Origin of the sequence: Streptomyces sp. SPB162 (assembly GCF_029504575.1) — a bacterium.
In the GTDB taxonomy this organism is placed as follows: Bacteria; Actinomycetota; Actinomycetes; order Streptomycetales; family Streptomycetaceae; genus Actinacidiphila.
Genome location: NZ_JAQFII010000001.1, coordinates 1188114 through 1213615 on the forward strand (window position 1 = coordinate 1188114; position 25502 = coordinate 1213615).

General features: G+C 73.7%; 25 protein-coding genes. 9 read left to right on the top strand and 16 right to left on the bottom strand.

Annotated elements, in window-relative coordinates:
- Positions 1-76: 76 nt before the first annotated feature.
- Positions 77-1132 carry a LacI family DNA-binding transcriptional regulator gene (locus tag M2266_RS05465; RefSeq protein WP_277437103.1) on the top strand — a complete coding sequence of 352 codons (1056 nt, stop codon included), beginning with the start codon at positions 77-79 and terminating at the stop codon, positions 1130-1132.
- Positions 1133-1290: 158 nt separating this feature from the next.
- Here M2266_RS05465 and M2266_RS05470 read toward each other — a convergent pair whose 3' ends face one another.
- The 4 genes from M2266_RS05470 to M2266_RS05485 all read right to left on the bottom strand — a co-directional run bounded on the left by M2266_RS05470 (position 1291) and on the right by M2266_RS05485 (position 5086).
- On the bottom strand, positions 1291-2715 hold the full coding sequence (locus tag M2266_RS05470) for a hypothetical protein (RefSeq protein ID WP_277437104.1): 1425 nt from the start codon (positions 2713-2715) through the stop codon (positions 1291-1293).
- 110 nt (positions 2716-2825) lie between these two features.
- Positions 2826-3479: a cytochrome b/b6 domain-containing protein gene (locus M2266_RS05475; RefSeq protein WP_277437105.1), complete on the bottom strand. Its 654-nt coding sequence runs from the start codon at positions 3477-3479 to the stop codon at positions 2826-2828.
- Positions 3463-4221, bottom strand: a complete 759-nt coding sequence (locus M2266_RS05480; RefSeq protein WP_277437106.1) for a molybdopterin-dependent oxidoreductase — start codon at positions 4219-4221, stop codon at positions 3463-3465. Before M2266_RS05480 ends, M2266_RS05475 begins: the two co-directional genes overlap by 17 nt.
- 52 nt (positions 4222-4273) lie before the next feature.
- Positions 4274-5086, bottom strand: a complete 813-nt coding sequence (locus tag M2266_RS05485; protein ID WP_277437107.1) for an alpha/beta fold hydrolase — start codon at positions 5084-5086, stop codon at positions 4274-4276.
- A 139-nt stretch (positions 5087-5225) separates the two neighbouring features.
- Between M2266_RS05485 and M2266_RS05490 the strand changes: the two genes are divergently transcribed.
- Positions 5226-6563, top strand: coding sequence for a PLP-dependent aminotransferase family protein (locus M2266_RS05490; RefSeq protein ID WP_277437108.1), 1338 nt, complete (start codon positions 5226-5228; stop codon positions 6561-6563).
- Between the two features lie 12 nt (positions 6564-6575).
- On the opposite strand, the gene M2266_RS05495 is transcribed toward M2266_RS05490, so the two are convergent.
- Positions 6576-7709, bottom strand: coding sequence for a PLP-dependent cysteine synthase family protein (locus M2266_RS05495; RefSeq protein WP_277437109.1), 1134 nt, complete (start codon positions 7707-7709; stop codon positions 6576-6578).
- A gap of 406 nt (positions 7710-8115) precedes the next feature.
- Here M2266_RS05495 and M2266_RS05500 point away from each other — a divergent pair, with 406 nt between their 5' ends.
- Entirely contained in the window at positions 8116-8574 is a 459-nt protein-coding gene (locus tag M2266_RS05500; RefSeq protein WP_277437110.1) for an ATP-binding protein, read from the top strand.
- A 63-nt stretch (positions 8575-8637) separates the two neighbouring features.
- Here M2266_RS05500 and M2266_RS05505 read toward each other — a convergent pair whose 3' ends face one another.
- Positions 8638-8997, bottom strand: a complete 360-nt coding sequence (locus tag M2266_RS05505; RefSeq protein WP_277437111.1) for an SHOCT domain-containing protein — start codon at positions 8995-8997, stop codon at positions 8638-8640.
- Between the two features lie 152 nt (positions 8998-9149).
- Positions 9150-9530, bottom strand: a complete 381-nt coding sequence (locus tag M2266_RS05510; RefSeq protein ID WP_277437112.1) for a PPOX class F420-dependent oxidoreductase — start codon at positions 9528-9530, stop codon at positions 9150-9152.
- Between the two features lie 59 nt (positions 9531-9589).
- Here M2266_RS05510 and M2266_RS05515 point away from each other — a divergent pair, with 59 nt between their 5' ends.
- On the top strand, positions 9590-10489 hold the full coding sequence (locus tag M2266_RS05515; protein WP_277437113.1) for a DUF2797 domain-containing protein: 900 nt from the start codon (positions 9590-9592) through the stop codon (positions 10487-10489).
- Positions 10490-10508: 19 nt separating this feature from the next.
- Here M2266_RS05515 and M2266_RS05520 read toward each other — a convergent pair whose 3' ends face one another.
- Positions 10509-12170 carry a DUF2142 domain-containing protein gene (locus tag M2266_RS05520; protein ID WP_277437114.1) on the bottom strand — a complete coding sequence of 554 codons (1662 nt, stop codon included), beginning with the start codon at positions 12168-12170 and terminating at the stop codon, positions 10509-10511.
- 450 nt (positions 12171-12620) lie between these two features.
- Positions 12621-13844, bottom strand: a complete 1224-nt coding sequence (locus M2266_RS05525; protein WP_277437115.1) for an ROK family protein — start codon at positions 13842-13844, stop codon at positions 12621-12623.
- A 41-nt stretch (positions 13845-13885) separates the two neighbouring features.
- Between M2266_RS05525 and M2266_RS05530 the strand changes: the two genes are divergently transcribed.
- Together M2266_RS05530 and M2266_RS05535 are read left to right on the top strand one after the other, a co-directional pair.
- A complete protein-coding gene (locus tag M2266_RS05530; RefSeq protein ID WP_277437116.1) occupies positions 13886-15094 on the top strand; it encodes an MFS transporter in 1209 nt (402 codons plus the stop codon).
- Between the two features lie 36 nt (positions 15095-15130).
- Entirely contained in the window at positions 15131-15874 is a 744-nt protein-coding gene (locus M2266_RS05535; RefSeq protein WP_277437117.1) for a maleylpyruvate isomerase family mycothiol-dependent enzyme, read from the top strand.
- A 41-nt stretch (positions 15875-15915) separates the two neighbouring features.
- Here M2266_RS05535 and M2266_RS05540 read toward each other — a convergent pair whose 3' ends face one another.
- A complete protein-coding gene (locus tag M2266_RS05540; protein WP_277437118.1) occupies positions 15916-17286 on the bottom strand; it encodes a deoxyribodipyrimidine photo-lyase in 1371 nt (456 codons plus the stop codon).
- A gap of 80 nt (positions 17287-17366) precedes the next feature.
- On the bottom strand, positions 17367-17762 hold the full coding sequence (locus tag M2266_RS05545; RefSeq protein WP_277437119.1) for a MarR family transcriptional regulator: 396 nt from the start codon (positions 17760-17762) through the stop codon (positions 17367-17369).
- 86 nt (positions 17763-17848) lie between these two features.
- On the opposite strand from M2266_RS05545, the gene M2266_RS05550 reads away from it, so the two are divergent.
- A complete protein-coding gene (locus M2266_RS05550) occupies positions 17849-19363 on the top strand; it encodes an MFS transporter (RefSeq protein ID WP_277437120.1) in 1515 nt (504 codons plus the stop codon).
- Positions 19364-19507: 144 nt separating this feature from the next.
- Entirely contained in the window at positions 19508-19804 is a 297-nt protein-coding gene (locus tag M2266_RS05555) for a DUF6332 family protein (RefSeq protein ID WP_277437121.1), read from the top strand.
- Between the two features lie 360 nt (positions 19805-20164).
- Here the strand turns inward: M2266_RS05555 and M2266_RS05560 are convergent, their stop codons facing one another.
- The 3 genes from M2266_RS05560 to M2266_RS05570 are packed head-to-tail and all read right to left on the bottom strand — an operon-like array spanning position 20165 to position 22837.
- Positions 20165-20830, bottom strand: coding sequence for a response regulator transcription factor (locus M2266_RS05560; protein ID WP_277437122.1), 666 nt, complete (start codon positions 20828-20830; stop codon positions 20165-20167).
- Positions 20827-22044, bottom strand: coding sequence for a sensor histidine kinase (locus tag M2266_RS05565; protein ID WP_277437123.1), 1218 nt, complete (start codon positions 22042-22044; stop codon positions 20827-20829). The genes M2266_RS05560 and M2266_RS05565 overlap by 4 nt, the downstream gene beginning before the upstream one ends.
- Before the next feature lie 58 nt (positions 22045-22102).
- Positions 22103-22837, bottom strand: coding sequence for a TetR/AcrR family transcriptional regulator (locus M2266_RS05570; protein ID WP_277437124.1), 735 nt, complete (start codon positions 22835-22837; stop codon positions 22103-22105).
- 132 nt (positions 22838-22969) lie between these two features.
- Here M2266_RS05570 and M2266_RS05575 point away from each other — a divergent pair, with 132 nt between their 5' ends.
- A complete protein-coding gene (locus tag M2266_RS05575) occupies positions 22970-23425 on the top strand; it encodes a nitroreductase family deazaflavin-dependent oxidoreductase (protein WP_277437125.1) in 456 nt (151 codons plus the stop codon).
- A 63-nt stretch (positions 23426-23488) separates the two neighbouring features.
- Here M2266_RS05575 and M2266_RS05580 read toward each other — a convergent pair whose 3' ends face one another.
- Together M2266_RS05580 and M2266_RS05585 are read right to left on the bottom strand one after the other, a co-directional pair.
- Complete coding sequence (locus tag M2266_RS05580) at positions 23489-24145, bottom strand: DUF4230 domain-containing protein (RefSeq protein ID WP_277437126.1); 657 nt, start codon at positions 24143-24145, stop codon at positions 23489-23491.
- Between the two features lie 58 nt (positions 24146-24203).
- Complete coding sequence (locus M2266_RS05585; protein WP_277437127.1) at positions 24204-25433, bottom strand: geranylgeranyl reductase family protein; 1230 nt, start codon at positions 25431-25433, stop codon at positions 24204-24206.
- Positions 25434-25502: the final 69 nt, after the last annotated feature.

A 25502-nucleotide genomic window follows, 5' to 3' on the forward strand; every position in this document is an offset into this window, starting at 1 on the left:
CGCTTTAGTTCCATTGGACTCAAGCGCATTAGTAGACGGACGCACTCCGCGTCCCGGAGTAGGACATAATCCAGCCATGGATCCCGTGCGCCGCACTCCGGCCCGCCGACCGACGATGAAGGACATCGCGCAGCGCGCGGGCGTCTCCGAGAGCGCCGTGTCCTTCGCGCTCAACGACCGGCCCGGTGTCTCCCCCGCGACCCGCGACCGGGTCCGCCGGGTCGCGGAACAGCTGGGCTGGCGCCCCAGCACCGCCGCCCGCGCGCTGTCCGGCGAGGGCGCCGCCACCGTCGGCCTGGTACTGGCCCGGCCCGCGCACACGCTCGGCGTCGAGTCGTTCTTCCTGCAACTCGTCTCGGGCATCCAGGTGGTGCTGGCGCGACGCCACCTCGGACTGCTCTTCCAGGTCGTGGAGGACCTCGGAGAGGAGTGCGCGATCTACCGCCGCTGGTGGGCCGAGCGCCGGGTCGACGGGCTGCTCGTCGTCGACCCCCGGCTCGACGACCCCCGGCCCGCGCTGCTCGACGAACTCGGCCTGCCCGCCGTCGTCATCGGCGCGCTCGCGCCGGGCGCGCCCGGGCACTGCGGCATCTCCACCGTGTGGGCCGACGACGCGGGCGCCATGGCCTCGATCGTCGACCATCTGCACGGGCTCGGGCACCGCAGGATCCTGCACATCGCCGGTCTGCCGCACCTCGCCCACACCCAGCGCCGGATCCGCTCGCTGCGGGCGGAGGCCGCCCGCCGCGGGCTGCCCGACGTCCACTCGATCAGCACCGACTACTCGGACACCGAGGGAGCCGAGGCCACCCGCCGCGCCCTGGCCCAGCCCCGGCCGCCGACCGCGATCGTCTACGACAACGACGTGCTGGCCGTGGCCGGCCTCGCCGTCGCCAACGAGCGCGGCCTCTCGGTACCCGGCGATCTGTCCGTCGTGGCCTGGGACGACTCCGTGCTCTGCCGCAGCGCGCACCCCGCGCTGACCGCGCTCGTCCGCGACACCGGCAGCTTCGGCCGCCACGCGGCTGAGCAGCTGCTCAGCCTCCTCGACGGGAACCCCGCCGAGGAGATCCAGGACGACCTGCCACGCCTCATGGCCCGCGCGAGCACGGGTCCGCCTCCCGCGGGCTAGTGCTCTGGCCGGAAAGGCTTCACCGGTTGTCGGGGCTCGTCCACGTAACCCGGTACGTGGCCGCCCCTCCGCCTTGCGACACACCGCGCCGGACGCCGCGGGACGCGCGCTCGGGGCGAGCGAGCGCCCACACGTCAGGCACGGCCGGCGCCGACGATTCAGCGGTACTCGGCCAGTCGGGGGCGGACGCCCAGCATGACGAGGACCGCCGCGGCGGTCAGCGCGCCGGCGGGGACGGCCGGCCAGCCCGCGAGGGCCGAGCGGGCGCGGCCGGTGTGCCGGTCGAAGTCGGAGCGCTGGTGGTCCGCGAGGGCGTCCAGGGTGGTGGCGAAGTCCCAGAAGTCGAAGGCGACCTGGCCGCGACCGACTTCGGTGAGGACCGTGACCGCCTCGTCGAGCCGGCCGGCGGCGCGCAGCGCGCGCAGCTTCCGGTCGTCGGCGCGGAAGTGGCCGTAGCGGGTGAGGACGTCCTGGTAGGCGGGGCCTTCCGCGGTGGACGACCCGGGGGCGAGGAGGACGTCGAGCCTGCGGGTGAGCGTGTCGAAGCGCTCGCGCTGGAAGCCGGCCGAGGCGGCGTCGTGGACCAGCCACCGGCTCTGCGTGGCGGCGGCGTCGGCGGCCACCGCGCGGGCCTCGGCCAGCCGGGACCAGGGACGCAGCCCCTCCCGTCCGGCGGCCTCGACCTCGGACGCCGCCGAGACGAAGGAGAGCGCGCCCGTCAGGGTGACCACCAGCGCCGCGGCCGTGGCGGCGACCAGCGCCGGGTTGAAGACCCGCTGGTAGCGGCGGGAGAGGTCCCGCTGCCACCACAGGAGGCAGCCGAGGGCGAGGACACCGAGCACCCCGACGAGCGCCGCCGACCAGGACGCACTCCCCCGCGCGGCGGACTCCCGGTGCGCGGCCTGCTGGGCGTAGGTCTCCGACAGCGCCGCCGCGACGGGCAGCAGTTCGTTGCGCAGCACGTCGGCGGCCTCGGAGGACAGGGCGACGGCGGCGTGCGGCGGTACGCCCGCCGGGCGGTCGGGGTTGGTCTCGTCCACGTAGGACGAGCGCGCGCCGGCGTCGTCGTAGCGGCCGAGCGCGTCGAGCAGGGAGCGGACCCGGTCGCCCTGATCCGGATCGGCGCCGAGCTGCCGCAGCAGGTCGCTGACCTCGGCGCGGCGCTGCTGCGCGGTGATCAGTGCGAGCAGCCGGTTGCCGACCTCCACGTCCGGCTGGAGTGCCGAGTGGCCGGGGATCAGGGAGTTGGCCCGCTGGGCGTCGAGGTCCGCGAGCGCGAACCGCAGTTCGGCGGCGACGGCGGCCCGCTGCGTGACGGCCGTGTCCAGGTCGGAGACGTCGCCCCGGACGTCGATCGCGCCGAGTACGGCGGCCGCGCACAGGGCGGCGAGCGCCGCCAGGGCGAGCGCGGCCGACACGACGAGCCGCACGGGGCCGTCGAGCGGCGGCCTCGAACGCGGCTTCGGTGCGCGCCGGACCTGCGGCGGCGGGGCGGGCGGCAGGGCCGGCGCTCCGGCCGGCGCGGCCTGCGGCGCCTCGGGCGCGGACTCCCGCCGCGCCGTGGGCGCCTGAGAGGTCGTCATGTCACGACGCTAGGCGCACGCCGGAAAGGGACGGTGTCCTACCGGCGGACTCCGGGTGACCGGCCCGTAACGGAATCGAACGGACGCCCGCCCTCCGCCACCCGGCCCGCTCAGTCCTTGTCGTCCGGCTTCCACAGCGAGTGTTCGCGACGCGCCCACCACGGTGCCACACTCCCGGTCCGCATCCCCAATCGCGCCTCGGGGTCCTTGGCGGCCATCCAGACGTGTCCGGTGATGCCGGCGGCGAGCAGCAGCGCGAGCCAGTCGTGGACGAAGGTGGCGCCCGTCCGCCAGATCACCGGAGCGAGGTGGGTGAACCACATCAGCAGTCCGGTGCCGATCATCACCAGCACCGCTCCCGCGATGAACGACGCGTAGAGCTTCTGCCCCGCGTTGAACTTGCCCGCGGGTACGCCGTCCTTGCTGCGCGTGCGCAGTACGGTGCGCAGCCAGTGCCGGTCGTGCCGGCCGAAGCGGTTGAGCCTGCCCAGGTCGGCACGGAGCGCGCGGAAGAACACGCCCGCCAGCAGCGGCACCGGCAGCACCAGCCCCGACCACTCGTGCACGGTCACCACCAGCCGCCGCCTGCCGACGAGTTCGGACAGCGGAGGCAGGTAGAGGCAGGCGGCGGTGAAGACGCAGACGCCCATCAGCCAGGCGGTGGCGCGGTGCACCCAGCGCTCCGCGCGGCTGAAGCGGCGCACCCGCCGTTCGGGACGCCGTACGCCGGCCGGAGTGGTCGTGCCGTCAGGAAGTGGGGTCATCGGACCGTCCGTTCGACTTTCCGACCCAGGCGTCGACGTCGTAGCCTAGCTTCTCCCAGTAACCGGGTTCGACGCTCTTGGTGACGGTGATCCCCGAGAGCCACTTCGCCGACTTGTAGAAGTACATCGGCGCCGCGTAGAGCCGGACGGGGCCTCCGTGGGCGTGGGTGACCGGCTTGTCCTGCATCGACAGCGCGACCAGGACGTCGTTCCGGCGGGCCTGCTGCAACGTGAGGCTCTCGGTGTAGGCGCCGTCGAAGCAGTCGAACCGGATGGCGGTCGCCTCCGGCCGCACCCCCGACGCGGCCAGGAGCGCGGAGAGCCGCACCCCGGCGAAGGCGGTCTTCGGCACCCGCCAGCCGGTCACGCACTGCACGTCGTGCACCAGCCGCTGCTGCGGCATGGCCTGCAGGTCGGCCAGCCGGTACGTCGCGGGACGGTCGACGAGCCCGCCGACGGTGAGCCGGTAGTTCTCCGCGTTGCGCTTGGGTACCGACGAGGTCACCGAGTAGTAGCGGAAGCCCCCGCCGCCGGGCAGCAGTCCCGTCACCCCGGTGGGGTCCTTGGCGCTCACCTCGGCGAGCAGCGCGTCGATGCGGTCCTGGACGTGGCCGCCCAGCGCGACCCCCGCGGCGCCCAGCCCCAGCATGCCGAGCACGACGCGCCGCCCGACCGGCGCACCGCGCCGTTCGTCCTCTTCCCCCGGGTCGTCGGGGGTGTCGTCCACGCGGGGTTCGTCCATGACCCGATTCGAGCACGTACGACGGCCGAGGGCCAGGGGCGGCGCCCTGACGTCAGGCTTTCGTCATAACTCGGGCGAGGAAGCGGTCGAGCGCCGCGTTGAACTCCTCCGGGCGTTCGAGGTTCGGCAGATGCGCGGCGCCTTCGATCACGACCAGCTCGGATCCGGCGATCCGCCGGTGCATGTCCTCCGCGTCGGCGACCGGGGTGTACTCGTCCTCCCGGCCGACCACGACGAGGGCGGGCACGGCGATCCCGTCCAGCAGTTCCCGGTAGTCGGGCCGTTCGGCGCGCCCGCGCAGCGCGGCGGCCGCGCCCTCCGGCGGCGCGCCGTACATCATGCGGCGCACGTGGTCGGCGACGGCGGGTAGTGCCGCGAGGTTGTGGGGCGCGACCATCTTGGACAGCACCTCGTCGGTGTACCCCTTCAGCCCCTCGCGCACCAGCCGTACCGCCAGGTCGCGCCGGACCCGCTTGCCGTCCTCGGTCTCGGCCGCCGGGAAGGTGTCGGCGAGCAGCACGCCGCGGACCCGGTCGGGGAAGAGCCGGCAGAACTCCATGACGATCTGGCCGCCCATCGACAGCCCGCCGATGACGACCCGGTCCAGGCCGAGGTGGTCGAGCAGCGCCGCGAGGTCGCGGGCGAAGGTCTCCAGCGGCGTCGTGCCGGGGACGACGGTGGTCCCGCCGTAGCCGCGCAGGTCCGGGGCGACGACGCGCACGCCCCGGGCCGCGAATGCACCGAGCTGCGGTGCCCACATCGAGCGGTCGAAGGGGTGTCCGTGGACCAGCAGGAGCGGGTCGCCCGCACCCGTGTCCTCGTACCCGACGGTGATGCCGTTCAGTTCCGCTGTTGCCGCCGTCATCGCGCTGACCACCTGTGCTTCCCGTTCATGAATCCGGTCCGACCGGTCGGACCGGTCCCCGGCCCGATGCTAGGGGTGCGATGCGATGAGTGCAATGTCTGTATTGTTCTCGGTGCAATCATGGACGGGTGGAGGTCTGATGGAGGACTACCGGGCGGTCGCCGACGCGGTCGCGGCGGACATCGGGGCCGGTCGGCTGCGGCCGGGCGACCGGCTCGCCACGCAGCGGGCGTTCGCCCGCGAACGCGGCATCGCCGACTCGACGGCGAACCGGGTCTACCGCGAGCTGGCCCGGCGCGGCCTGGTCGTCGGTGAGGTCGGACGCGGCACGTTCGTCCGGGCCGCTCCCCGGACGCCGGGTCCGGCGCTCGCCGAGCCGGCCGCCGCGCCGGTCGATCTGGAGCTGAACTACCCGGTGGTGGAGGGGCAGACCGCACTGCTGGGCGAGGGACTGGGCCGACTGCTGCGGACCGATGTGCTGGCGGACGCCCTGCGGCCGGTCGGCCCGGCCGGCACTCCGCCGGCGCGCGAGGCGGCCGCCGCCCTGCTCGGCGGGGCCGGCTGGTCCCCCGATCCGGCGCGGGTGCTCTTCGCGGGCAACGGCCGGCAGGCGATCGCCGCCGCGGTGGCCGCACTGGTGCCCACCGGCGGCCGGCTCGGGGTCGAGGCACTCACGTACCCGGTGGTGAAGGCCATCGCCGCCCGGCTCGGCGTCACCCTCGTCCCGCTCGCCCAGGACGAGGACGGGCTGCTGCCCGACGCCCTGCTGGCGGCCCACCGCAGTGCCCCGCTGGCCGCCGTCTACCTCCAGCCGACGCTGCACAATCCGCTGGCGACGACGATGCCGGAGCGCCGCCGCGCCGAACTCGCCGAGGTGCTGCGCCGCACCGGCGTGCACGCGGTGGAGGACACCATCTGGGCGTTCCTGTGCGAGGGGCCGCTCCCGCTGGCCGCCTGGGCGCCGGAGCACACCGTCGTCGTCGACAGCCTGTCCAAACGGCTCGCCCCGGGCCTCACCACCGGTTTCGCCGTGACGCCACCCGGCCTCACCGACCGGATCGCGACCGCGTTGCGCTCCGGCGCCTGGACGTCCGCCGGGTTCGCCCTCGACGCGGCGACCGGCTGGATGACGGACGGCACGGTGACGGCCGTCGGCCGCGCCAAGCGTGCGGACGTGACGCTGCGCCAGGAGATCGCGCACCGGCACCTCGCGGGCTTCTCGGTGCGCACGGCTCCGGGCTGCTACTTCGTCTGGTGGGAGCTGCCCGAGCCCTGGCGCGCGGAGACATTCGTCGCCGCGGCGGCCCGGCGCGGCATCGCGGTCACTCCGGGCGCGGCGTTCGCGGTGGGCGCGCACAGCGCCCCCACCGCGGTCCGGATCGCGCTCGCCTCGCCGCCGCCCGGCACACTCTCCGCGGCGCTCGCCACCCTGGCGGCGATCGCCGCGGGCTCCCCGGACGACGCGATGGTCGGTTGAGCCCCTCCGGGGTCAGCGCGGCCAGGCGCCGGTGGCGAGGAAGTGCGCGATGGCGGACGTGTACGGGGCGATGTCCAGGTGCTGCTCGGCGACCCAGGCGTCGGAGTAGTACTTGTCGAGGTAGCGGTCGCCCGGGTCGCAGATCAGGGTGACGACGCTGCCGGTCTCCCCGGCCGCGACCATCTCCGCGATGATCTTGAAGGCGCTCCACAGCCCGGTCCCCGTCGAGCCGCCGGCCTTACGGCCGATCGCGCCGTCCAGCGCCCGCACCGCCGCGACCGACGCGGCGTCCGGCACCTTCATCATCCGGTCGATGGCGCCGGGCACGAAGCTCGGCTCCATGCGCGGCCGTCCGATGCCCTCGATGCGGGAGGCGGCGTCGCTGGTCACGCCCTGGTCGCCGCCGACCCACCCGTCGAAGAAGCAGGAGTTCTCCGGATCCGGGACACAGAGCCGGGTGTCGCGCTGGGTGTAGTGGACGTAGCGGGCGATGGTGGCGGAGGTGCCGCCGGTCCCCGCGGTGGCGACGATCCAGGCCGGTTCCGGATACCGCTCCAGCCGCATCTGCTCGAACATCGACTCGGCGATGTTGTTGTTGCCGCGCCAGTCGGTGGCCCGCTCGGCGTAGGTGAACTGGTCCATGTAGTGTCCGCCGGACTCGGCGGCGAGCCGGGCGGAGACGTCGTACACGGTGCGCGGGTCGTCCACCACATGGCACCGTCCGCCGTGGAACTCGATCAGCCGCTGCTTCTCCCGGCTGGTCGTGCGCGGGATCACCGCGATGAACGGGACCCCGATGAGGGTGGCGAAGTACGCCTCGGAGACCGCCGTCGACCCGCTGGACGCCTCGATCACCGGCTTGCCCGGCCGGATCCAGCCATTGCAGAGCCCGTACAGGAAGAGGGAACGGGCCAGCCGGTGCTTGAGGGAGCCCGTCGGATGCGTCGACTCGTCCTTCAGGTACAGGTCGATGCCCCATTCGAGCGACAGCGGGAAACGCAGCAGATGGGTGTCGGCCGAACGGTTGGAGTCCGCCTGGACCTTGCGAACGGCCTCCTTGAGCCACTGCCGGTATCCGTGGTCCGTCCGGTCCACGTCCCCGGTGCGCGTACAACCGCTGTTCCCCGTCTGCCCGATCGTGCCCACCGCGCCAGCCTCCGCTCGTGCCGGTCCCCGGCGTCAGGCCGGGCCGTTTCGGATCATAACGACCCAATCCTCCCCTTGTCGCACACCGGCTCCCCGACATTCCCCCGCCGGCGAACCCGCTCGAATGCGCCCTGTCGGACCGTCGTGGATCGGGGCAGACTGACCGCCGTACGAGGCCGTGAAAGCCGCAGTTCTGGCCGACGGGCAGCGGTTGCGACGGCCCCGCGAGAGGCGCACGGCACCATGCGGGTTGCGGATCCCGCCACGCGGGGTGACCCTGAAGTCACATCACGGAGTACTGCAGCAGTCACTCTACGCATTTTCGCTCAGGTGTTCTCATTCCGAGCGGTCCAGGACACGGCTTCCGACACGGCGGCCGGCCCTCGCCGCGGAGGGAGTCGCAGCCGTGATCATGCAAGCCGATCGACAGTGCACTCTGGAACTCGAAGCACTGCCGCCCCGTATCCAGCAGATACGCAGAATCGTCGCGGCCCAGTTGCGTTACTGGCATCTCGACCCGCTGCTCGATCCCGCCCTGCTGGGCATCACAGAACTGCTGGCGAACGTTCACCGGCACGCCGTGGCCGACAAGCACTGCTCGGTGCAACTGACCGTTGTCTCGGGCAGGCTGACGGTATCCGTCCTGGACAGCGACCCCCAGCTGCCCGAGGTCCGGGCACCGGAACCGCTGGCCACCGGTGGCCGGGGGCTGGCCATGGTGGCGGCGCTCAGCGACAGCTGGGGAGCCGAACCGGTGGCGGGCGGCGGCAAAAGGGTCTGGTTCAGCCTGCATGTCGAGGCTCCCGCCCCGGCTCCGCGCAGGCGGCCCGCGGCCCGGCGGATCACCGTCGTCGCCGCAGCCTGACCCCCGACGGCCACGGCCGCCGCGTCCCCCCGTGTGGGCGCGGCGGCCGTGGCCTGCGGGCGGTCATCGGGGACCGTCCCCGGTGCCGGGCTTGCTCGACGTGCCGGGCTTGCTCGACGTGCCGGGCGTGCTCGACGTGCTCGACGTGCCGAACGGTCCGTACTGCTCGTTCAGCACCGCGAGCCGGCTGCGGTACTCGTCCTCGTCGATCTCGCCCGCGGCGTAGCGGCGGCCGAGCAGCGCCACCGGGGCGTGCTCACCGTTCGCGGCCCGCCACTGCCACGGTCCGCGGCCGCAGCCCCGGCCGCGCCCGACGGTGCGGCGCAGCACCAGGACGACGCCGACCACGACGAGCGCCCAGACGAGCGGGAAGAACAGGATCCACGGGCCGGGCCCGCCGTCGTGCCATGCCAGGACGTTCATCGCAAGCGTCTCCTCGGTGCCGGTGGGATGCGGTGCATCCCGACACCACCGAGACTGGTCCGAAACCGCGGCCGGGTCGTCGTACGGCCGGCGGCACCGCGCGTACCGCGCGGGGAGTACGCGCGCCGGGCGCGACTACGTCCGACGCCGTGTCAGAAAGTGACGGCGATCCCGACCTGCGGCCGCTTGCCGAGCCGGAGCATGGTGCCGCCCACGTCCAGCACCCGGAAGCGCAGGCCGTACTTGCCCGCCATGGCCTTGCGGACCCGGTCGAGCTGCGACGCGTCCAGCAGCCGCGCGGTCCCCTCGGCGGTCGGCGCTCCGGGCGCGATCCTGCCCCGGGCGTCGCACGCGGTGACGGTCACCCGGCCGCTGTTGCGGATCCGCTTGACCTTGCCGGTGTCGTTCTTGGTCCAGATGAGCAGCTCGTCCCCGTCGCGGACCGCCCACACCGGGGTGGGCACCGCGGCACCGCTGCGGCGGTAGGTGGTCAGGCTGATGTAGGGACTGCGGGCGATCTCGTCGGTCACCATGGAACGGGAGGGTACTCCGCGGGCACGGGGACCACCACGCGCCGCCTACCATCGGGGTGGTGGAGACGTGGCGATGCACCGGACTGCGCTGGAAGGGCGGCCCCGCCTCCTGGGAGCCCTGCTGGCAGTGGTCGCACCCCCGGTACGGCGAGCGCAGCAGCCCGGTCCCCGTGAGCGGCCCGCTGGCGCTGGCCGTGGGCCCGGACGCGGTACGGCGCTGTACGGGTGTGCGGCGGGCCGGCCGTCATCTCGTGTGCCCGCGCGCCGCGGAGCTGGGCCCCACCGCGCGGCGGGACCTGTGCGACGACTGCGCGGCTCTGGACCGGCTCTCCTCCGTCGCCGCCGACACGATGGCCGACGATCCGCGGCCGTACTCCGTCTATCTCGCGTACTTCGGTACCGGCCTGACCAAGGTCGGCATCACCGCCGCGGAGCGCGGCGCGGCCCGGCTGGTGGAACAGGCCGCCGTCTGCTTCAGCTTCCTCGGTCGCGGTCCGCTGATGGCCGCCCGGCGCACGGAGGCCTCGCTGGGCGCCGCGCTGGGCATCCCGGACCGCGTGTCGGCCGGCGCCAAGCGGACGGCGCGGTGGGCACTGCCGCCCGCCGGCGAGCGGGCCGCCGAACTGCGCGCCCGGTACGAGGCGGTGACCGGGTTGCCGGACACCCTGGAGCGGGTGCCCTACGCCCTGGTCGACCACGCGGCGCTGTTCGGGCTGGAGCCGAATCCGCCCCGGCCGGTGGCCCGGATCACCGCACTGGCGCCGGGCACGTCCGTCACCGGCACTGTCCGGGCGGTGGCCGGAGGCGACCTGTACCTCGACACGCCGGACGGCTGCCTGCTGCTCGACTCCCGGCTGGTCTCCGGCTGGCCGCTCACCACGCCCGCTCCCGGACCGCCGGTCCCGGCTCCCACGACTCCCGTGCTCCGGCCGCGCGACGTTCCGGAACCGCTCTTCTGAACGCGGTGGGCCGGACGCGTCAACCGCGGCTGGGCTCCTGTTCCCTGGCGGCCTGTCCGTTGCTCAGCGCCGACGGCCCGGACGTCTGCCCGGCAGCCGGAGCGGAGGGCGGCACGGTCCCGGCCGTATCGCCGACCGTCGGCCGTCCCGTCCTGATCGCCAGCAGGACCAGCAGGAAGCCCGACAGCAGCAGCAGGCAGAGCGCGGCGGACCAGCCCACGACGGGCGGCTGCCACTGCACCGCGCCGCCGGAGAACTGGTGCCTGCGGCCGAACGTGTAGCGCAGCGCCGCCCAGACGAACGCGCCGCCCTGGGCCAGCGCCCAGGAGCCGATCAGCAGCAGGGGCAGCCGGCTCCGCAGCGTCGCGGGGAGGGCGACCCAGTTCCTTCCGGCGACCACGGCCGCCAGCACCGGGACCCCGACGGCCAGCGCCAGCAGATAACGGCCCTGCCAGATGAGTCCCAGATGGGCGGCCTTCGGGGCCATCAGTACCAGCGGGCCGAAGGCGGTGCCCGCCATCAGTGCCACCAGGACGAGGTTCTCGCGCGCCCGTCCCGTCGCCAGCGCGAACATCACCAGGCAGCCGACCAGCACCCACCAGAGCACGTGCGTGAGTTCCGGAGCGGCGACGTTCAGCGAACCGAAGATCGCCACCATCTGGTGGAGGTAGTTCGGGAGGAGGTCGAAGACCGCCTTCAGCGCGGAGCTCAGCGGTGAGTACTGCTCCAGGGTCTGGGTGGGCAGCGCGAGGGTGTCGGCCGTCGTGGTCCATGCCACGGCGGCCAGCCCCGCGGCCGCCGCCACTCCCAGGCACACCCACACCGGGCGCAGCCGCGCCAACTGCCGCAGCCGCCCCGGCCGCGCCAGGATCAGGCCTCCGGCCAGCACCAGCGCGATCCACAGCGGACCCAGCGCCCGCATGGACGCGAGCAGGACGCAGGCGGCGCCGAGCCGCACCAGCCGCCGGCGCAGCAGCGGCAGGCCGTCCTGGTCGGTCGCCAGTCGGACGACGACGGCCCAGGCCAGCACGGCCGCCGCGACCTCGGGCCCATTGGGGTTGACGACCCCGCCGAGGTAGACGGCCGTCGGTGTGGCCGCGGTCAGCACCCCGATCAGGGCGACGCGTCCGCTGTACCCCTTGGCCGCTCCCTCCACCACCGTCACCACGGCGCTCGCCAGCAGCGCGGCGCACAGCAGCGCGCTCAGCAGCCGCATCGCGTACAGGCCGGCTTCGCCGGTGAGGAACAGGCTCGGCCAGCCGACCAGCAGGTAGTAGCCCGGACCGTACGTGCCGGCGCTGGTGATGACGCTCGCGGTGTCGTCGGAGGAGGCGACGGTGCCGCGGCAGGCGACGGAGAGCTTGTCGTCGTCGCGGAAGCACCGGTAGGCGCCGTTGGTGACGTCCAGGTCGCGGTATCCGGCGGGCACCCGCACCGCCGTGAACCCGACCTCGACCTCGACCCCGACGTGGTGCGACTCGATGACCCGCTGCTCGCCGCCGAACTCACCGCGGGCGACGGCGGCGGCCTTGACCATGTGGGCGGCCTCGTCCGGAGGCGCGGTGACGGGTGTGGCCAGCGACCACGCGGTCATGAGCGTGACGAACGTGGCGAAGGCCAGCGTCCAGACCGTACGGGCGGCGGCCCACGCCGACACCCGTTCCCGCAGCCAACCGGCCACCGTATGGCTCCACTTCTCACGCCGCCGGCGCCGCCACCGACGGCCGGTCCCGCTGACGGTCGCGCCGTCGATTTGAGGCGCACCATATACGCGCGAGCTGACGGCGGGGTTCCGCCGGCCGATACCCCTGCGGGTCCTCCGGCGGCACCCCTGCCGCTCGGAATCGTCCCTGCTCAGATGGGTCTTGTCCCGGGCACCGGACACTCCCGGCCGGCCGTCGCGCGGCCCGCCCGACGGCGCGCCACCGCCGTGAATTCCCCCACCCGCCCCGCACTGTTCAGCGCGGCGTCACCCTTTCGCGGGCCACCGCCCATCGATCGGCGGGGCCCGCCCCGACCGGGCCCGGGCCTCACGGATGCGCGGGCCCCGGCCGGGACACGCCGATGGCCCCGACGCTCGGGGCGGTTCGCCGCGATGGCCGGGCGAGGAACCAGCCGGGCACGGCCCGGCTCAGCCGCCGAGTGCCGCCGGCGGGTCGTCGAGCACCGGCTGCCAGGCCAGCTCGGCGGCGCCGACCAGACTGTTGTGGTCCAGCGCGCAGGCGAGCAGCGGCACGCTGCCGCTGCGCCCCCACAGGCTGCGGTCGGCCACGACGGCCCGCAGCCGCTCCGGGTCGGCGTCCAGGAGGTGGCGGTGCAGGCCGCCGAGGAGGATGCGATCGGGGTTGAGGACGTTGACGAGGCCGGCGAGACCGAGCCCGAGCCGGTCGATGAGGGTGTGCGCGGCGGCGCGGACGGCCGGGTCCCCGTACTCGTCCCGGAGCAGGTCACCGGCTTGTTCGAGGAGGGAGACCGCCGGTCCCGGCGGGCGGCCCGCGGCTTCGAGGAAGGCCAGCGGGTCCACCTCTACGTCGAGGCAGCCGCGGCTGCCGCAGTGGCAGGGCCGGCCCACCGGATTGACCGTCAGGTGGCCGACCTCCAACGCGAGACCCGAACTCCCGGTGTGCAGCCGCCCGCCGAGCACGAGCGCTCCGCCGACGCCGCGGTGACCGGTGGCGACGACCAGCAGTTGGCCGGCGCCGCGCCCGGCGCCGTGCCGGTGCTCGGCGAGCGCGGCGACGTTGACGTCGTTGCCCAGGAAGGAGGGCATCGGGGCGCCGCCCGGTCCGGTGATGCCGGCCCGGGCGATCTGCTCGGCGAAGACCTGGCGCACCGGGGAGCCCGCGGGCCAGGCGACGTGCAGCGGATTCAGGGCGGTGCCCTCGGGTTCCGCGACGGCGGACGGTACGGCGAGCCCCGCGCCCAGGCAGGTGCGCCCCGAGGACCGCAGCAGTTCCGCGCCGGCCTCGACCACCGCTCCCAGGACGTGCGCCGGATCGGCGGGGACGGTCATGCAGCCGGGCGCGGTGGCGACGATCCGCCCACCGAGCCCGACCAGCGCGGCACGGAAACCGTCGGAGTGCACCTGGGCGGCGAGGACCACCGGCCCCGCGGGGTCGAGGTGGAGTCCGTGCGAGGGCCTGCCCTGGGCCCCGGAGGCACCGTTCGGCCGGGTGTCCACCCGGATGAACCCGAGCGCCTCCAGCTCCGCGGCGACCGCGCCCGCGGTCGCGCGGGTCACGCCGAGTTCCGAGGTGAGCAGGGCGCGGGTCGGCGCGCGGCCGGTGTGCACGAGTGCGAGGGCCGGGCCGAGTGCTCCTCGGCCCCGCTCGAGCCTTGTCCGAATCTGGGTCACCCCCCTATTCTGACTTTGTGCCGACGCTAAACAAAATAGGGATGGCCCTGACGGGCTCCCGCCGCTCCCCGACCGACCCCTCCCTCACCCGGCTGCGCGTCGCCCTCACCACCTTCTTCGCCCTCGACGGCTTCATCTTCGCGGGCTGGGTGGTTCGCATCCCGGCCATCAAAGCGCAAGTGGGCGCCTCCGCAAGCGAGCTGGGGCTCGCGCTGCTCGGTGTCTCGGCGGGCGCCGTGGCCACGATGGTGCTGACCGGAGGCCTCTGCCGGCGCTTCGGCAGCCGCCGGATCACGGTCGTGACCGGTGTGCTGATGTCCCTGAGCATCGCGCTGCCACCCCTCACCCATTCGGCCCTCACCCTCGGCCTGGTGCTGCTGGCGTTCGGCGCCGCCTATGGCGGGATGAACGTCGCCATCAACAGCGTCGCCGTCGATCTGGTGGCCGCGCTGCGCCGTCCGGTGATGTCCGGATTCCATGCCGCGTACAGCCTCGGCGGCCTGCTCGGGGCCGCCGTCGGCGGAGTGCTGGCACCGCACCTGTCGCCCACCACCCATCTGCTGCTGCTCACCCCGATCGGTCTGCTGGTCGCCGCCGTCGCCGGTCGTACGCTCCTCGGCCGACGGATCACCTCGCCGCCGGACGACCGGCGGGTCCCGGGCGCGGGCACCGCTGCCGGAGGGACCGCGCCGGCCGTGCGCAGGACCGGTCTGCTGGTGGCGGTCTTCGGGCTGATCGCGCTCTGCACCGCCTACGGCGAGGGCGCGCTCGCGGAATGGGGTCCGCTGCACATCCAGGAGGACCTCGGGGGCGGCCAGGGCATCGCCGCGGCCGGATACGCGGCCGTCGCGCTCGCGATGGCGCTCGGCCGACTGTCCGGCACGGCGCTGCTGGAGCGCCTCGGCCAGACCAGGGCGCTGGTGCTCGGCGGGCTGACCGCCGCCGCGGGCATGCTCCTCGGCGCACTCGCCCCGTCCGTCTGGATGGCCCTCGCCGGCTTCGCCGTGACCGGCCTCGGGCTGGCCAACCTGTTCCCGGTCGCCATCGCCCGCGCGGGCGAACTCGCCGGACCCGGCGGCGTCGCGGCGGCCTCCACCCTCGGCTACGGCGGGATGCTCCTCGGCCCGCCCTCCATCGGTTTCCTGGCCGACGCCTTCGGGCTGCCGACCGCGCTGACCACGGTGGCCCTGCTGGCCGCGACCGCGTCGGCCATCGCCTATGCCGTACGGAACATCCGTCCCTCCCCCTGAGGGCCCAATTCCGGAACGGGATGTCACAATCCCGCCATGAAGATGGCCGAATTCATCGAAATCCTGCGCCACGACGGAACACGGCTCGCCGACGCGGCGGGCCAGGCCGGCCTGGACGCGCCAGTCCCGACCTGCCCTGACTGGCGGGTTCGCGACCTCGTGCAGCACACCGGCACCGTCCACCGCTGGGCGACCGGATTCGTCGTCGAGGGGCGGGAGCAACCGGCGCCGATAGGGGGCAAGGTGCCGGACGACAGCGCGCTCCTGGACTGGTACCGCGAGGCGCACGCCGACCTGGTGGCCGCCCTCACCGCCGCCCCGGTGGATCTGCGGTGCTGGCACTTCCTCGCCGCCCCGTCCCCGTTGGAGTTCTGGGCGCGCCGTCAGGCGCACGAGACGGCCGTCCACCGGGTGGACGCCGAGGCCGCGCTGGGCACCGACCCCTCCCCTGCGACCACGGACTTCGCCGCCGACGGCGTGGACGAACTGCTGGCCGGCTTCCACACCCGTCCCCGCAGCAAGGTGCGGAGCGAACTGCCGCGCACGCTTCGCGTCCAGGCCGTCGACACCCCCGCCGGCACCGGCGACTGGCTGGTGCACCTCTCGCAGAAGGCCCCGCGGGTGGAGCGCGGGGCGCCGGGTGCGGCCGACTGCACGGTGAGCGGGCCCGCCGCCGACCTCTACCTCGCACTGTGGAACCGCGGACCGTACGACGGGCTCGATGTCTCCGGGGACACGAAGCTGCTGGAGCTGTGGCGGCGGGCCTCCCCCATCGGGTGACGGCGCGCCGCGGCCCGGTGGTTCAGCCGTCGATCCCCGGGTCAGTCGTCGATCCCCCGGGCCTGCCGGAAGCGTGCGGCGGCCTCGTCGAGGTCGACGATCGGCTCCGGGTACTCCAGGGCCGCGCGTTGGGCGGCGGGCAGCCGCCAGGGCCGGTGGACGGCGCCGCCGGGGACGCCCGTCAGCTCCGGGACCCAGCGGCGTACGTAGCTGCCGTCCGGGTCGAACCGCTTGGCCTGGGAGAGCGGGTTGAGCACGCGGTTGGGGCGGGTGTCGGTGCCGGTGCCGGCCGCCCACTGCCAGTTGAGCTGGTTGTTGGCCATGTCCCCGTCGACCAGCAGCTCCAGGAAGTGGGCGGCGCCGATCCGCCAGTCGGCGTAGAGCGTCTTGGTGAGGAAGCTCGCCGCCAGCAGCCGCGCCCGGTTGTGCATCCACCCCTCGTGCCGGAGCTGACGCATCGCGGCGTCGACGATCGGATAGCCGGTGCGGCCCGCGCGCCAGGCGTCGATCGCGTCCGTCTCGGTGCGCCAGCGGTCGCCCTTGGTCCGGTAGTCGCGGTGCGCGGCGGCGGGGCGGGCGGCCAGCACCTGGTAGTGGAAGTCCCGCCAGGCCAGCTGCCGCACGAAGGACTCCGCGCCCTCACCGTCGACGGCCGCCGTCCGGTGCACCAGCTCGGCGGCCGACAGGCAGCCGAAGTGCAGATACGGCGAGAGCCGCGAGGTGAGGTCCCCCGGCATGTCGTCGTGGTGGTCCGCGTACCCCTCCAGCGGCCCGTCCAACCAGCGGTCGAGCAGCCGGCGGCCCGCCGTCTCGCCGCCTTCCGGGAGCGCGGGCGACGGTGTGCCGCCGGCCAGCGAGGCGGGGGTCGGCAGCGGGTCGTACCGGACCGGGGCGCCGGAGATCCGCTGCGGCGCGGACAGCGGTTCACGGACGCCGCGCTCGGTCCAGCGCCTGAGGTACGGGGTGAAGACCGCGTAGTGGTCCTTGCCGATCGGCGTCAGGGCGCCGGGGGCGACGGCGGTCGCCACCGCGTCGTGCACCACGAGGACCCGGCCGTCGAGCTCCAGCGCGCCGCGCAGCCGCTCCTCGCGGCGCTGGGCGTAGCCGCTGACGCCGGCCGCGATGTGCACCTCCCGCGCCCCCGCCTCCGCGGCCACCGCGCGGACCTGCTCGACGACGTCGCCGGTGCGCACCGCCAAGCGGGCGCCGGTGCGGCGCAGTCGGGCGTCGAGGTCGGCGAGACAGCCGGCCAGGAAGGCGGCGCGGTTGGGGACGCAGAAGCCGGCGGCGCGGATCGCGTGGTCCACGACGAAGAGCGGGACGATCCGGTCGGCCGAGCCCAACGCGCCGCGGAGCGACGGGTTGTCGTGCAGCCGGAGGTCGCTGGTGAACAGCGCGATGGAGACGGACATACGCCAACAGCTACCGACCCCGGCGGGCCGCCGCCGTGCGACACGCGGAAGGCGAGGTCACCCGGTACTCGAAGGAGGCGTCAGGCGTCGCCGAGCATGCGCTCCAGCACGGCGCGCTGGCCGGGCTTCGCCACGTCGTAGCGGGTGCGCCCCAGGTCTGTGATCCCGACCCGCACGCCGCGTCGGTCCTCGTCGCAGATCCCGCGGTTGACCAGGCCGTCCTTCTCGAGCCGGGCCACCAGCCGGGACAGCGCGCTCTGGCTCAGATGGACCCGGTCGGCCAGCTCCTGGACGCGGAAGGTGCAGCCGCCGTCCGCCGGATCCCCGCCGGCGAGCACGTCGAGGACCTCGAAGTCGCTGGCTCCCAGACCGTGCTGATGCAGCTCACGGTCGAGTTCACACGCCGTACGCGCGTGGACGGCGAGGATCGCCCGCCATTCCTCCACGAGCGTCCGCTCACTTTTGGTCCCGGTCATATCTGCACGGTAGCAGAGAAATCCGGCTTCATGCGCAAGCATTAAATGCACTTGCATTGGATGCATGCGCATGTAGTCTGCTCCGCATGACCTCTCCGTCCTCCACCGTCCCCGGTAACGAAGCGCGTTGGAGCGCCCGGCAGTGGGGCACCCTTCTGGTGCTCTGCGCGGCGCTCTTCCTCGACGCGCTCGACGTGTCCATGGTGGGCGTCGCCCTCCCCTCCATCGCCCACGACCTCGACCTCACCACCGCCTCGCTCCAGTGGATCGTCAGCGGCTACATCCTCGGCTACGGCGGCCTGCTGCTGCTCGGCGGCCGCGCCGCCGACCTGCTCGGACGCCGCCGCGTCTTCCTGATCGCGCTCGGCGTCTTCGCCGGCGCCTCGCTGCTCGCCGGCGTCGTCGACTCCGGTGAGCTGCTCATCGCCACCCGGTTCATCAAGGGCCTGAGCGCCGCGTTCACCGCTCCCGCCGGTCTGTCGATCATCACGACCTCGTTCGCCGAGGGCCCGATCCGCAACCGAGCGCTCACCATCTACGCCTCCTGCGGCGCGACGGGCTTCTCGATGGGCCTGGTGCTCTCCGGCCTGCTCACCGAGGTGGGATGGCGCTGGACGATGCTGCTGCCCGCGCCGGTCGCCCTGATCGCCCTCGTCGTCGGCCTCAAGCTCATCCCCAGGAGTCCCCGCGAGACCGGCGCCGGGCGCGGCTACGACCTGCCCGGCGCGCTGACCGGCACCGCCGCGATGCTGCTGCTGGTCTACACCGTCGTCGAGGCCGGGCAGACCGGCTGGGGCTCGGCCCGCACCCTGGTGTCGTTCGCCGTCGTCGCCGTCCTGCTGGCCGGCTTCATCGCGATCGAACGGCGCTCCGCGCACCCGCTGATCCGGCTCGGCATCCTGCGCTCCCCCAACCAGATCCGCGCCAACCTGGGCGGTGCCACCTTCATGGGGTCGTACATCGGCTTCCAGTTCCTCGTCACCCAGTACATGCAGTCCCTACTCGGCTGGTCGGCGCTGCACACCGCGCTCGCCTTCCTGCCGGCCGGCGCGCTGGTGGCCATCGCCTCGCCCCGGATGGGGCCGGTGGTCGACCGCTTCGGCACCCCTCGGGTGATCACGGCGGGCTTCGCGTCACTCGTCCTCGGCTACGTGCTCTTCCTGCGCGTCGACCTGTCACCGAACTACGGTCTCGACATCCTGCCGTCGATGCTGCTGCTCGGCACCGCCTTCACGCTCGCCTACTCGTCGCTCAACATCCAGGCCACCAACGGGGTCCGCGACCATGAGCAGGGCATGGTCTCCGGCCTCCTCAACAGCTCCTTCCAGGTGGGCGGGGCGATCTTCCTGGCCATCGTGACCGCGGTGGTGACCGCGAGCGGCACCGGCTCCCCGAGCACACCGCAGGCGGTCCTGGACACCTACCGCCCCGGGCTCGTGGTCGTCACCCTCATCGGGGTGGCGGGGCTGCTGATCACCGTCACCGGGCTGCGCACGCGCCGTCCGGCCCGCGAGATCATCGTCGCGGGGTCCGTCCCGTCTGCGCCGTCCACTGCGCTGGTGGCGGAGGCCGAGGCGCAGCCGGTGGCGGTGCGCGACTGACCGGGCGGCCGTACCACCCGGGATCCGACCAGCCGTCCGGTCCCGCGCCACGAGGGAGGGCGCGGGGCCGGACGGCTCCCGTGCTGGGTGCCGCAGGCCGGACCGGCGGGAGTACTACGGGTCCCTCCGGGGGAGAGTGGTTCTATGCGTGGTACTCGTACACAGGCCGAACGGGACGCGGCCACCGTGGAGATGATGTACGCGGCGGCTGCCGGAACCCTCTTCGCTGCGATCGTGTTCGCCCTGGTGGTGAGCCCGGTGCTCGCGGGGCGGGTCCACGGGGACGCCCGGCACAGCTGGGTGACCGCGGCCGTCGCGGTGGCGATGGTGACCTTCTGCGGCGCGGTCGCCGGGATCCTGCAGCGCCATGAGAGCCGGAGGCGTGCGGCCCGGGACGTACAGGGCGGCGGGGAACCCCCACTGAGCCGGTCGATCCGGTAGGGGCGCGGGCCGTCGGTTGCCGCGGCGGTCGGAGCGCGGGCCGGCCGGTTGCTGCGGCGGCCGGGGCGTGGGCCGTTGGTTGCCGCGGCGGTCGGGGTGGGCCGGCCGTTGCCGCGGCGGTCGGGGCGCGGGCCGGCTGTTTGCTGCGGCGGTCGGGGCGCGGGCCGGCTGTTTGCTGCGGCGGCCGGGGCGCGGGCTGTCCGGTCGGGGCGCGGGCCGTTGGTTGCCGCGGCGGTCGGAGCGCGGGCCGGCCGGTTGCTGCGACGGCCGGGGCGCGGGCCGTCCGTCGGGGCGCGGGCCGTCGGTTGCCGCGGCGGCCGGGGTGCGGGCCGTCGGTTGCCGCGGTGGGCCGGCCGTTGCTCAGCCGAGCCAGCCGGGGCGTACCAGCCCGGACTCGTAGGCCAGCACGACGAGTTGCGCGCGGTCACGGGCACCGAGCTTGATCATGGCGCGGCTGACATGGGTCTTGGCGGTGAGCGGGCTGACGACGAGCCTGCGGGCGATCTCCTCGTTCGACAGGCCGATGCCCACCAGCGCCATCACCTCGCGCTCGCGGTCGGTGAGGTGTTCCAGTCCCGCGACGGTCGCCGGCTCCTTCGACCGGGCCGCGAACTCCGCGATCAGCCGGCGGGTCACGCCGGGCGACAGGAGGGCGTCGCCCTCCACCACCGCCCGGACGGCACGCAGCAGCTCGGCCGGCTCGGTGTCCTTGACCAGGAAGCCGGAGGCTCCGGCGCGGATCGCCTCGAAGACGTACTCGTCCAGCTCGAACGTGGTCAGGATGACCACCTTGACGCCGGTCAGCGCCGGATCCGCGGTGATCTGCCGAGTGGCCGCCAGGCCGTCCATACGCGGCATGCGGATGTCCATCAGGACGGCGTCCGGGGTGAGTTCGCGCACCAGGCGCAGCGCCGCCTCCCCGTCGTCGGCCTCGCCGACCACCTCGATGTCGCTCTGGGCGTCGAGCAGCGCGCGGAAGCCGGCCCGCACCAGGACCTGGTCGTCGGCGAGCAGTACGCGGATCATCGGCCCTCTTCCTCGGTGGGGCCCGCCACGGTACCGGCCGCGCCGGACGGCAGCCTCGCCAGGACGCGGAAGCCTCCACCCGGGCGCGGTCCGGCCTCGACCGTGCCGCCCAGTGCCGCCGCCCGTTCGCGCATGCCGACCAGGCCGTTGCCGCCGCTGTCCGGGCCCTCCGGCCGCGGCGACGAGGGTCCGTCGTCGTCCACGCTCAGTTCGACCCCCTCCGGCCCGAAGCCCAGCCGGACGCGGGCGGTGCGGGAGCCGGAGTGCCGGACGATGTTGGTGAGCGCCTCCTGGATGATGCGGAAGGCCGCGAGGTCCACGCCGGGCGGCAGCGGGAAACGGGTTCCGGCGGTGGCGAGGTCCACCTCCAGGCCGGCGCCGGCCGCCTGCTCCGCGAGTTCGGGCAGCCGGTCGAGGCCGGGAGCGGGCGAGCGCGGCGCCTCACCCGGCGCCCGCAGCGTGCTGAGCACCTGCCTGACCTCGCCCAGCGCCTCCTTGCTCGCGGCCTTGATGGTGGTCAGCGCCGTGCGGGCCTGCTCGGGGTGCTCGTCCATCAGCGCGAGGGCGACACCCGCCTGCACGTTGATCACCGAGATGCTGTGCGCCAGGACGTCGTGCAACTCCCGCGCGATCCGCAGCCGTTCCTCGCCGGCGCGCCGGCTCTCCGCCTCCTCGCGCTCGCGCCGCTCACGCGCGATCCGCTCGCTGCGCGACCGGAACAGCTCGGCCCCGGCCAGGATCGCCAGCAGCCAGGCGGCGATCCCGGACGCGGCCACCCAGGACGAGGGCCCGTCGCCGTGCGGCGGCAGCCAGCGGTACAGCCACTGGCCGACGAGCAGCTCCGCGGCGAAGACCACGCCCGCGATGATCAGCACGGCGCGGCGGTGGCCCGCGCAGACGGCGGCGAAGAAGGCGACGATCATGCTGAGGAAGACCGGCCCGTACGGGTAGCCGAGGGCGAGGTAGGCGGCGGCCACGGCGGTGGTGCCCGCGGCGACGAGCACCGGCAGGCGGTGGCGCAGCGGCAGCATCGCCGGTCCCGCCAGCAGCAGGACGTACGCCGGCACGTCCAGGTGCACCCGGCCCGTCTGGTTCCTCGCCGCCCCGTTGGATCCGACAAGCTGAGCGACGGCGACGGCGACCGGGGTGATCCAGGGGTGGCGGGCGGCGAGGCCCCGGGCCTGGGGTGTCCGGGGCGGCTCCTGGTCGGTCATGCCGCAACGCTAGTCCGGCGGACCGGTGGCCGTCGTCCGTCGCCCGTGGTCATCGGCACTACTCCTGCGGGAGTACGGGCGGGGGCACGGAGGGGGGCGACAGCCCGACCTGACCGGCGAGGGCGCCGACGGCCTGGTCGAAGAACTCGTCGCGGGCCTCCAGCATGCGGTTGAACTGGCCGAAGAGCTCGAAGCTCAGCAGCCCGAAGAACTGGGCCCATGTGCTGACCAGCGCCGCGATGACGGGAATGGGGAGCTCGGGGGCCAGCTCCGCCGCCAGGCGCGCGGCGTCCGCCCTGACCGGCGCGGCCAGCGGCGATCCGGGGGGCGGGGCCAGGACGCCGGCCGCGTGCGCCTGCCGCAACACGGCGACCAGCGTGAGCGGGAAGCGGGAGGCGGGTCCCACCGTGTCCAGCGGCGCGCTGTAGCCGGGCACCGGCGAGCCGTAGATGAGGGCGTACTCGTGCGGGCGTGCCAGCGCCCACTCGCGCACCGAGCGGCAGACCGCGACCCACCGAACGTACGGGGCGTCGTCGTCCGCGGTGCGGGCGAGGGCGGCCTCGGCCTCCGCTCCCATGCCGTCGTACGCGTCGATGATGAGCGCGGTGAGCAGGTCGTCACGGCTCGGGAAGTAGCGGTAGAGGGCGGAGGAGACCATGCCCAGCTCGCGCGCCACCGCGCGCAGCGAGAGGCGGGCCGGTCCCTCGGCGGCCAGCTGCCGTCCCGCTTCTTCCTTTATGGCGGCGGTTACTTCGATTCGGGCCCGTTCCCTGGCTCCACGGATCACACTCATGTCGTTCAGTCTGCCAGCTTCCGGAGCATTGGCCAAGAACGAGAGCACCGCTCTTGATTTTATCCGGCGACGGTGTCACGCTGATCTCAAGCGAGAGCACCGCTCTCATCTCTCCCTCAGGGGGCACCGATCATGTCCGACCGCGACCACGTCAAGAAGCCCGGCTGGTTCACCGTCAACGTGCTCAACCGCACGGTCGCTTGGCTGACCCGGCGCGGGCTGAGCATCTGGGGCTCGCGGGTGCTGGCTGTGAAGGGGCGCAAGAGTGGCGAGTGGCGCCGCACCCCGGTCAACCTGCTGACGGTCGGCGAGGAGCGCTACCTCGTCGCCCCGCGCGGCCACGTCCAGTGGACGCACAACATGCGGGCCGCCGGCGGCGGGCAGCTGATCCTTGGCCGCAAGACCGAGGAGTTCACCGCGACCGAGATTGCCGACGATGACAAGCCGGTGCTGCTGCGCGCCTACCTCAAGCGGTGGAAGGCCGAGGTCGGGGTGTTCTTCGGCGGTGTCGGGCCCGATTCGACCGACGAGGAGCTGCGCGCGATAGCGCACAAGCACCCCGTCTTCCGGGTCACGACGTCGGGCTGACCGCGCCACCGGCGGCTGCGGGGCCGACCGGCGGCGCGGGTGCGCCGCTACGCGGGTGCACGGCTACGTGACGAAGGTCACCTCGACCTTGGTGAACCCGAGCGACGTGAGCAGCCGCTGGAGCATCGACTGGGTGTTGGCCTCCGCGCGCTTGCCCAGCTCGGTCGACTTGGCCGCGTCCTGGATCTTCTGCGCGGCCAGTTCGTTCAGCTGCTTCTCGTTACCGGGGTTGTTGCCCAGGAAGTCGCCGAGCCGGTCGAAGAAGCCCCGCTGCTGGGAGACGACGTAGGAGTTCTTCGGGTCGAGGGACGTGCGCTCCAGCTCGGCGTGGGGCAGCCGGATGGTCGCGGCGGTGCGGTCGGCGGACACCGTGACCGCGTCCTTGCCGACCTTGCCGAGGTCGACGTAGGAGTCGACGCTGCCCGCGCCGACGTACAGCGTCCGCTTGCCCTTCACCGAGTCGGGAAGGAAGTTCGCGTCCTTCTGCAGGTCGACGACGACCTGGAAATTCCCGCTCGCGCCCTGGAAGCGGCTCATGTCCTGGATCGACTTCAGTACCACGGGACCGCTGCGGTCCTTGGTCTTCTCGCCGAACGGATTGGGGATTCCGGGTAGCAGGTTCGCTTTGGCGAACAGAAAGAAGAGAGCGGTCAAAGCCACCACCGTGGCGGCCAGCTTCGCCCACCACGGCATCCTGCCCGCATTGTCGCGCAACACCATGTTGACGGCACCTCCTGGGAAGTCACCTTCCCCGCAAGTGCCGTTCCATGGGCGGCCGTCAGGAGCGGTCCATCGCCCACAGCGCGCGGCGGGCGAGCGGGTGGTTGCGGACCAGATCCGCCAGGGTGCCCTTGCCGCGGGTGATCCCCGCGAAGGCGTGCCAGGCGGGCGGGAAGGTGGTGAGGGCGGCGTGCAGCAGACCGGGGCGCTTCTCGAACAGGGCCAGCATCCGCCGTCCCACGCCCATCTCCACCCCGAGCCCGGCCTTCACGGCGAAGGCGTAGTTCAGCGCCTGCCGGCGGGCGTCGACCGCGTCGTGCGCCTCGGAGATCCGGACCGCCCACTCCCCCGCCAGCCGTCCGGAGCGCAGGGCGAACGAGATGCCCTCGCGGGTCCACGGCTCCAGCAGCCCCGCCGCGTCACCGCAGACCAGGACCCGGCCGCGGGACAGCGGGGAGTCGTCGGTGCGGCAGCGGGTGAGGTGGCCGGAGGAGATGCTCGGCTCGAAGCCCGCCAGCCCGAGCCGGGCGATGAAGTCCTCGAGGTACCGCTTGGTGGCGTTGCCCTCGCCGCGCGCGGAGATCACCCCGACGGTGAGGGTGTCGCCCTTGGGGAAGACCCAGCCGTAACTGCCGGGCATCGGCCCCCAGTCGATCAGGACCCGGCCGGCCCAGTCCTCGGCCACCGCGGCCGGTACCGGGATCTCGGCCTCCAGACCGAGGTCGACCTGGTCCAGCTTGACCCCGACGTGGGCTCCTATCCGGCTGGCACTGCCGTCGGCGCCGACCACGGCGCGGGCCAGCACGGTCGCTCCGTCGCTGAGCACGACGACGACCGTCCGCCGGTCGGGCACGGCCGGGCCGTGCTGCTCCACGCGGGAGACGGCCACCCCGGTCCGCAGCACGGCTCCGGCCTCCTGCGCCGCCCGCACCAGGGCTTCGTCGAACTCGGGGCGGTTGATCAGGCCGAACAGCATCTGCCGTGAACGCTTGGTGCGGGTCAGCTTGCCGTTGAGGCTGAAGGTGACCGCGTGCACGCGGTCCCGCAGCGGAAGCTCGAAGCCGGGCGGCAGCGAGTCGCGGGAGGGGCCGATGATGCCGCCGCCGCACGTCTTGTACCGCGGGAGTTCGGACTTCTCCAGCAGCAGCACCCTGCGGCCGGCGGTGGCCGCCGCATGGGCGGCCGAGGCGCCTCCGGGGCCGGCACCGACCACCACGACATCCCAGACCGTTTCGTCCGCCCCGTCGTCCGCCGAACCGCTGCCCTGCGCCGCTTGCTCGCTGCTCACGTGTGATTCCGCTCCCGCTCGACCCGCCGACTCTCGTCGCCCCTGCTCAGCCGCATCCTATGGCGAGAA

Excerpts from the sequence above, each read along its gene's own strand:
- M2266_RS05480 (WP_277437106.1), bottom strand. The coding sequence starts at position 4,221 with ATGGACGAACCCCGCGTGGACGACACCCCCGACGACCCGGGGGAAGAG.
- M2266_RS05485 (WP_277437107.1), bottom strand. The coding sequence starts at position 5,086 with ATGACGGCGGCAACAGCGGAACTGAACGGCATCACCGTCGGGTACGAG.
- M2266_RS05535 (WP_277437117.1), top strand. The coding sequence starts at position 15,131 with ATGAAGATGGCCGAATTCATCGAAATCCTGCGCCACGACGGAACACGG.
- M2266_RS05575 (WP_277437125.1), top strand. The coding sequence starts at position 22,970 with ATGTCCGACCGCGACCACGTCAAGAAGCCCGGCTGGTTCACCGTCAAC.
- M2266_RS05510 (WP_277437112.1), bottom strand. The coding sequence starts at position 9,530 with ATGGTGACCGACGAGATCGCCCGCAGTCCCTACATCAGCCTGACCACC.
- M2266_RS05505 (WP_277437111.1), bottom strand. The coding sequence starts at position 8,997 with ATGAACGTCCTGGCATGGCACGACGGCGGGCCCGGCCCGTGGATCCTG.
- M2266_RS05540 (WP_277437118.1), bottom strand. The coding sequence starts at position 17,286 with ATGTCCGTCTCCATCGCGCTGTTCACCAGCGACCTCCGGCTGCACGAC.
- M2266_RS05570 (WP_277437124.1), bottom strand. The coding sequence starts at position 22,837 with ATGAGTGTGATCCGTGGAGCCAGGGAACGGGCCCGAATCGAAGTAACC.
- M2266_RS05470 (WP_277437104.1), bottom strand. The coding sequence starts at position 2,715 with ATGACGACCTCTCAGGCGCCCACGGCGCGGCGGGAGTCCGCGCCCGAG.
- M2266_RS05580 (WP_277437126.1), bottom strand. The coding sequence starts at position 24,145 with ATGGTGTTGCGCGACAATGCGGGCAGGATGCCGTGGTGGGCGAAGCTG.
- M2266_RS05490 (WP_277437108.1), top strand. The coding sequence starts at position 5,226 with ATGGAGGACTACCGGGCGGTCGCCGACGCGGTCGCGGCGGACATCGGG.
- M2266_RS05530 (WP_277437116.1), top strand. The coding sequence starts at position 13,886 with ATGGCCCTGACGGGCTCCCGCCGCTCCCCGACCGACCCCTCCCTCACC.
- M2266_RS05555 (WP_277437121.1), top strand. The coding sequence starts at position 19,508 with ATGCGTGGTACTCGTACACAGGCCGAACGGGACGCGGCCACCGTGGAG.
- M2266_RS05545 (WP_277437119.1), bottom strand. The coding sequence starts at position 17,762 with ATGACCGGGACCAAAAGTGAGCGGACGCTCGTGGAGGAATGGCGGGCG.
- M2266_RS05550 (WP_277437120.1), top strand. The coding sequence starts at position 17,849 with ATGACCTCTCCGTCCTCCACCGTCCCCGGTAACGAAGCGCGTTGGAGC.
- M2266_RS05475 (WP_277437105.1), bottom strand. The coding sequence starts at position 3,479 with ATGACCCCACTTCCTGACGGCACGACCACTCCGGCCGGCGTACGGCGT.
- M2266_RS05465 (WP_277437103.1), top strand. The coding sequence starts at position 77 with ATGGATCCCGTGCGCCGCACTCCGGCCCGCCGACCGACGATGAAGGAC.
- M2266_RS05565 (WP_277437123.1), bottom strand. The coding sequence starts at position 22,044 with ATGACCGACCAGGAGCCGCCCCGGACACCCCAGGCCCGGGGCCTCGCC.
- M2266_RS05560 (WP_277437122.1), bottom strand. The coding sequence starts at position 20,830 with ATGATCCGCGTACTGCTCGCCGACGACCAGGTCCTGGTGCGGGCCGGC.